The 6,303-nt window shown below is 58.0% G+C and carries 6 protein-coding genes and 2 pseudogenes; 5 read left to right on the plus strand and 3 right to left on the minus strand.

Going from position 1 to position 6,303, the window contains the following annotated elements; translation table 11 throughout:
• Positions 1–614, minus strand: a pseudogene (locus EN943_RS33755) (cytochrome B6); the annotation flags it as partial.
• 1,194 nt (positions 615–1,808) lie between these two features.
• On the opposite strand from EN943_RS33755, the gene EN943_RS33770 reads away from it, so the two are divergent.
• On the plus strand, positions 1,809–2,318 hold the full coding sequence (locus EN943_RS33770; RefSeq protein WP_024504634.1) for a DUF892 family protein: 510 nt from the start codon (positions 1,809–1,811) through the stop codon (positions 2,316–2,318).
• Positions 2,319–2,564: 246 nt separating this feature from the next.
• Here EN943_RS33770 and EN943_RS37825 read toward each other — a convergent pair whose 3' ends face one another.
• Positions 2,565–2,729, minus strand: coding sequence for a hypothetical protein (locus EN943_RS37825; protein WP_164752019.1), 165 nt, complete (start codon positions 2,727–2,729; stop codon positions 2,565–2,567).
• A gap of 73 nt (positions 2,730–2,802) precedes the next feature.
• Here EN943_RS37825 and EN943_RS33775 point away from each other — a divergent pair.
• Positions 2,803–2,997: pseudogene (locus EN943_RS33775) on the plus strand (amino acid synthesis family protein); the annotation flags it as partial.
• Between the two features lie 451 nt (positions 2,998–3,448).
• Positions 3,449–3,784: a metalloregulator ArsR/SmtB family transcription factor gene (locus EN943_RS33780; RefSeq protein ID WP_245441379.1), complete on the plus strand. Its 336-nt coding sequence runs from the start codon at positions 3,449–3,451 to the stop codon at positions 3,782–3,784.
• A 116-nt stretch (positions 3,785–3,900) separates the two neighbouring features.
• Here EN943_RS33780 and EN943_RS33785 read toward each other — a convergent pair whose 3' ends face one another.
• Positions 3,901–4,200: a DUF1236 domain-containing protein gene (locus EN943_RS33785; RefSeq protein WP_013525105.1), complete on the minus strand. Its 300-nt coding sequence runs from the start codon at positions 4,198–4,200 to the stop codon at positions 3,901–3,903.
• A gap of 476 nt (positions 4,201–4,676) precedes the next feature.
• Here EN943_RS33785 and EN943_RS33795 point away from each other — a divergent pair, with 476 nt between their 5' ends.
• Positions 4,677–5,054: a low affinity iron permease family protein gene (locus EN943_RS33795; RefSeq protein WP_063170791.1), complete on the plus strand. Its 378-nt coding sequence runs from the start codon at positions 4,677–4,679 to the stop codon at positions 5,052–5,054.
• A gap of 820 nt (positions 5,055–5,874) precedes the next feature.
• The coding region (locus EN943_RS33800) for a DUF4142 domain-containing protein (protein WP_348630113.1) at positions 5,875–6,303 on the plus strand (429 nt) is incomplete at its 3' end.

The following is a 6,303-nucleotide window of genomic DNA, read 5'->3' on the forward strand; positions in this document are numbered from 1 at the left end:
GGCGTGATGATGCCGTTCATGTATTCGTAGAAGTTGCGTATCGTCAGCAGATCCCCTCGCGACACATCTCCAAGCTCCGGGTGCGTGGTCAGAAATATTGGAGGTGGAAACTCCGGGGTAAGGTGATCCGGTAGATCGAAATCGACGTCGAAGCGGCGCAGATCGCGTCCTTCATCAGCGCCGATCTCTCTAATCTCACTTTCAGGAAAGACCTGACCTCCGGCGGCCTGCTTGACGTGCGGCAACGGTAGGAAGCCTTGCGGCAACAGACCACGATCACGAATTTCCTGAGGGGTTTTCGCTGCCAGGCTGCTCCAGGTTTCGCCTGCCGGCAGTTTCACTCGCGAGCCTTCTTGTACAGCCTTGCGCCCGCCCGACATCATGACGCCGGGCATCGGCCGGTCGGCCAGATCGTAACGGCTCTCGAGCAGGCCGCGTTGCCGTTGTGTCACAGCCGGCTTTTGCGCCTCGTCAGTTTCCTTGACCGCAGAAAAAGGCAAGCTTGGCAATGGACGATACGTCAGATCCGGCGGCAGCGGGTCCGAAGCAACATTGAGCGTGAACGTTGCAGCGCCAAGCAGGACCGGCAAACCAAGATTGAAGATACGCGACATATCCCCTCCCCACAGCGTTGAATTTGGCCCCAACCAGTGCGCGCAAGCTTTGTTCCATAGCTTTGATAGCCCCAACGCTCACGCTCGGCTTTTCGATGATCACCGGTGTCGCTGCTTTGGAGGGTGCGATCTGCGTGCCTTGCCTGCGTACCGTTCTCGCCATCTTCTGGCTGATGACTGCACGTCCGCTGCCGACTCGTGGCCTTGCAGCAGGCCTGCATCGAGCGAAGCTATCTATCCCGACATTCCGGATTGTATCACCCCATCGGCCGACGACCCGTCAGACATCGCCGCATTGTTGATCTGGTCCGTCCCGAACTGAGCGACCTGAACCATCATGGCCCTAGCCTTTGCAATGAGTTCATCGTCGGGAAGAGTATGCCCGGCCTGCAGGGTAACTGTAATACACTCGCCTCCCTCGCCCCGAAATTCCACGACCGGAGCCTGGTCTCGGCTGACGACAACTCCCATCATCTGCATAAAAACCTCCTCGTCGCTTCCTGCATTGGCCAGACAAACGCAACCCAGCTCGGCTATCTAATCCTTGACATAGGCCCCAGGTTGACGCCCGCCTCTGGGCGCCTTGGCGTCTTTCGAATGCTCGGCGACCGCAGGGCCTGCTCCGGATATTTTCTCTGGGGCCGGTGAAGGTGTCGCCGGCTTTGACGGGGTCCTGCCGCTCGATTTCTCGGGGCGGTGTGATATGTTAGTTGAAGACTTGTCTGAAGAAGTCATGGCTCTTTCCCTAGCGCGAAAACCCCAATACCAACCTGCGAAACGCCGTGACGTTCCATCGTGATATGATCTCCGTTGTTGAACCTGGAGGCCTCGCTGGGGCGCACCGGCAATGGGCTGATTTTGCAAGACGAATGGCAACGGCCAAGGCGCTCGGGCAAGACACAGCCTGACACATCGCGGCGCGGGTATTGGAATGCGAGCCGACGCGAAACGCTTCATTGAGATCATCCATCACGGAACCCGCGGCAGGCAGCAGCTTCGTCATTTCTGCAGGAATGCGTTTTGCCAACGCCGACACCGCGACCATGCCCGTCGCCCGCCACTCTCTCCTGGTGCCAAGCGCCCGCTTGCAGCGCCTACCTCGAGGAGCCTGCAATACAGGCTGACTCGGCAGCAACCGATGAGGAACAATATCTCCCTTTGAAAGTTCTGGCCGACCCATGAAGGAGGTATGAAATGTCAGAATCACGCGAATGGCTTGTCCAATGGCTCAGGGATGCTCACGCCATGGAGGAGCAGGCCGAAACCATGTTGAATGGGCAACTGAACCGGATAGAGAACTATCCTGAGCTCAGCGAGCGGATTCGCCAGCACATCCAGGAGACCAGACAGCAGGCTGCTCGGCTGGAAACCTGTCTTGACCGCATCGGACAAGGATCTTCCACACTGAAGGATGCCGGCGGCAAGCTGACGGCAATGGCGCAGTCGCTCAGTGGGGTGTTCGCCGGGGACGAAGTGATGAAGGGATCGCTTGCAAGCTACACGTTCGAGCACATGGAAATCGCCTCCTACACAATCCTGATCGCCGCCGCCAAATCGCTAGGCGAAGCAGAGGTCGCCCAGCTCTGCGAAGAGAATCTGCGTGAGGAAGTTGCGATGGCGGACTGGTTGAAAAGCCATATTCCAGCGACAGCCGAGCAGTTCCTCGCGCGGGCCGACTCGGAGAGTGACAACGCCAAGCGCTGATCTAGGATCGTGGCTCGCAGGCGATAAGTGAGCGCCGGTCAGCGCAGCGTACGGACCCGCGCTGACCGCCGTGGCGCGGGCCCACATAGCAACTACCTTGACCAGGTAATATTCGTATCGGTCTTGGGGGTGACCGTCCTGTTTGGGCGGCAACGACAAACCAACGACCTGGTCTGATGACGGCAGTTCCTCATGCGGCGTGGAGCGTCATTCCGATTGAAATCAGGAACTGCCAGGCCGAGCGGGTCAGGCAACACCGGAGTATTTTTTCATTACCCTTGCTGCTCGCACGAGTGACGACCAATCAGCTCCCATAGTGGCGACGAGGTCACTAGCTTCTTCGCTGGAAATGCCGGTGCGGGCGGCGAGCTTCTTCGCAAGCAAATCGAAAGCCAGTTCGACTATCGTCATCGTTCAGCCCTTTCGCTAAGCTCTACATTACCCTCTCGGAGGGTCTCTCGCATTAGCCCATGTTAATGAGGCGAGAAGCCTCGTGGGCGGCACGACCTATCTCGAATTCTGCAACACACGCAGCGCGCCTGGCGCGCTGCTGTCGCTTCAGATGATGCACAAGAGCGAGAACGGTCGCCGCTCACACTTCATCACCGCCAATTTTCAGATCGCCGACGGCCCGGCTGCCGACGAGATCGTCGTGGCCATCGGTGCTGCGGACGGCGGCTGGGTCGGCATGCGTCAGGAAGGCAGTCGCCGATTGACGGGAACAATTTAGCGAACAGTAAATTCAACGGTCTTCTGGTAGGAGGCAAAAGTGTCCCAGCGAAGCGTCGACAAAGACCGATTGGAGCGCGCAGACCGCGAGGCAAAAGTTGCTAACGCGGCCGAGAGAGAGGCGCGTTATTTGAAAACTGCGCGACTTCGAGAACAACGCCTTGCTGCCGAAGCCAAGGGTCCCCAGGCTTCGAAGAAAGGCCGATCCAGGAGCTAAGGCGCTAAGGCGCTTAGCCGCCGAGGCTGGCCGTGAGACAGCGACGCCCTTCTGATGGAACATACACCACGCTAATAGATCTGGCGCGCCGGGGCACGCGACGATCCCGGCACATCCTTACTGGGGCGCCCGCCGCTGCCGTGAAGGGAGGCCGCTTCTTTACATTTCGGCCGGCGCAAGACGCGTGAGCGAGGGCAACATCATGAATCCCGAAAAGCCCAGCATTCATGCGCCATCCGCCGAGCTGCTCGCTGCCATGGCTAATGAAAAGCGCCTTCTCGCTCTAATGATTCTTGCTGACGGAGAAATATCCGTTTCTGATCTGGCGCCGCGACTGGGGCTTAGCAACTCAGCACTCTCCCAGCATCTCGGCATGATGCGAGAATCTGGTCTGGTCACCCGGAGGCAGGAGCGCCATAAAGCGTATTACTCGTGCACAGATCTTGCCCTGAAAGTCCTTGAGCTCCTGGACTGGCTTGTTGAGCGGAAAACTCTGCCTGGCCGCGACCATCATCCATAAAGCCCGGACCTTTGGAAGGTTGCGATGTCGCGACTTCAAGGCTCGTCACCGGATTGTGGAGATTTGTAAGCTTCGACCCCGCCGCCAGGCGATGGCGGCGGGGTTGGATGGTTCGTTCAGTCGTAAACCTTGATGATTTTTCGGGTGCCCGGGTCCACCAGCACCGTGCGGTTGTCGACCACAACGTAGCGATATTTGACGTTGGGGACCTCATGGATCTCAACCGTTTCCGGCAGGGCTGTCCCGACATTCAGTTCCACGCCGGGGAGCTTGACCGACGCCAGGGGCTGCTTCTTCACATATTCGCGGATGACGGTGTCCTGTTCCGGCTGGATGATGATGTCGTCCGCGGCGGCTGAGCCGATCCCAGCCAATAGCAACATCGCTGCTGCGGTGTTCTTTAGAAGCATGTTCATATCTGCACTCCTGTAGGGACGGGCGCAACACGATCATCGTCCCGCGCCGCCCGGCAAGTTGAACATGGAGCCGCCCTAAACGTTCCGCCCTAGGTACTTAGGTCTAGTCCCCTTGGGACCTAAGTCTGGTTCTGGAAACCGCATTGGTCCTGTCAGCGGCAGCGGCTGGAACGCTTGGCTTCCGCGGCTGTTGTCTCTCGAATTTGGAAGAATGCAGATGGATAAAGTGTGGACCAAGCACGCTGGTTATTCGCGGCTGTTCCCTTTCTCGTGATGGCACTCGTTCTAAGCTGGCATGTGGTGGATCGGCGCAGCAACGTCCCTTCCGACGCCGAACCCCTGTATCTTTAACCTGCAGTAGGTGACCTGATGTTGCGCGACAAGGAGAGTCGGATCTTAGAGGCAGGCCTGCTGGCGGCGGTGCCTGTTTGTGTGGCGATTACCGCACTGGTCGCCTTGATGACCTTGGCCAGCATATGAATCGGTTCCTTTTCGCAGCCTCCGACTTCCTATCTCGGCCGCCAGGCTTCTATGTCATGCTCGTGGCAATGGTTTTGTGCACCGCCCTGGTGCCTTTTGGACTGACAAATGCGGTCACCTATGCCCTGTCGGTTGCCGCCATCGTGATCACCGGTGTTGTCCTTTTACAAGGCTATCGCGATACCGCCGCCATTCACGCAAAACTCGACGAGATCATCGTTTCACTGAACGAAACCAGGAACGACGTTGTCGGATTGGAGCATGCCGAGCCGGACGAGATCAGGGAGAAGCTTGTAAAACTCGAAGAAGAAGCGTCCCGAACAGTCGGGGCTGCCAGGCGCGAACTTTCGAAAGCAACAGGAGAGAGATCATGAACAATCTCATTTGGCTCGTTGGTGCGGTGGTCGTCGTCTTGGCGATTTTGAGTTTTTTTGGTCTTCGGTAGGCGACGAGCATTTCCGCCGACAACCTGAAGGATCAGGGGGAACTACACTTGGCGTCGCAAATTGCTTTCATGAATGACAATCAGCCGCCCCCCGACAAGTTGATATCCGAGCCACCGCCAGATTGGCAGGGCGTGTTTTTTGCCACCGCTGCCCTCGTCTCGTCCTTATGCGCCCTGCTGCTGGCATTTTGGATGTCTGTTTGATCGCTGTCGGAGGGGCCACTGTCCTATCAAGAGCCAAAAAGGTTTGGCATCAAAGTTGCATTGACAAGTTGGGGCGGAGGAAGCCCGCCGCTTCGCAAATGGGGCGGCGGGCTTTCATAAGCTAACCCTCAGAAACGAGCCTTGGCCGGCAATTTACTTGGCGAAGGTCACGCATGTCGACCTGCTGACGCCGCCGGGATGCCTGGGTAAGCGCAATCTGTGGCGTTACCGACGTCTTTCCGCCGTGTGGTGATCTTCTGGTCGGCCGTCCCGTCTGCTTCAGGCTCTTTGCCGGCAAGCATACCAAACTCACCGTTGGATTTTTTCCGCCATCAGGTCCCCTCTGCGAGCAATGGCAACTCTTCGATCGGTCTGGGGTTCCTGGACAATCTGGGATCGGTGTCACTCCGCCCAGCTCGTGACGGCGGGAATGGCGCCCCGAAAATATCCGACATTTATCAAGGCCCGGAACAAAGATGGCGCCGGGAGATTGGAGTTCATCGTCCTCCTCAACAAGGAACCTAAGCATGAGAACCAAACTACGCATGGCATCGCTGTCGATCGCGACCGCAATGACCGCTGTACTGCCTGCCTTGTCAGCAGAGACGGCCCAGGACTTCGTCACGAAGGCCGCGATCGGCGGGATGTTCGAAGTGCAGTCCAGCAAGGTCGCTCAAAGCAAGCTCCAGGATCCGACCCTTAAGGATTTCGCGCAGAAGATGATCTCCGACCACGGTGCTGCGAACGCCAAACTCGAGAGTATTGCCGGCGAACAGAAATTGCAGGTGCCCGCCGACCTCGACGCTGCCCACAAGAACGACGTCGACAAGTTGCAGTCAGCTGCGGCGCCAGTCGATGCAACCTATGCCGACATGCAGAAGACGGCGCATGCCGATGCTGTAAGCATGTTTGAAAGCTACGCCAAGGAAGGCGACAATCCCGCTCTCAAGTCGTTTGCAAGCGAGACGTTGCCG

The organism is Mesorhizobium sp. M7A.F.Ca.US.006.01.1.1, from assembly GCF_003997935.1.
Taxonomy (GTDB): domain Bacteria; phylum Pseudomonadota; class Alphaproteobacteria; order Rhizobiales; family Rhizobiaceae; genus Mesorhizobium.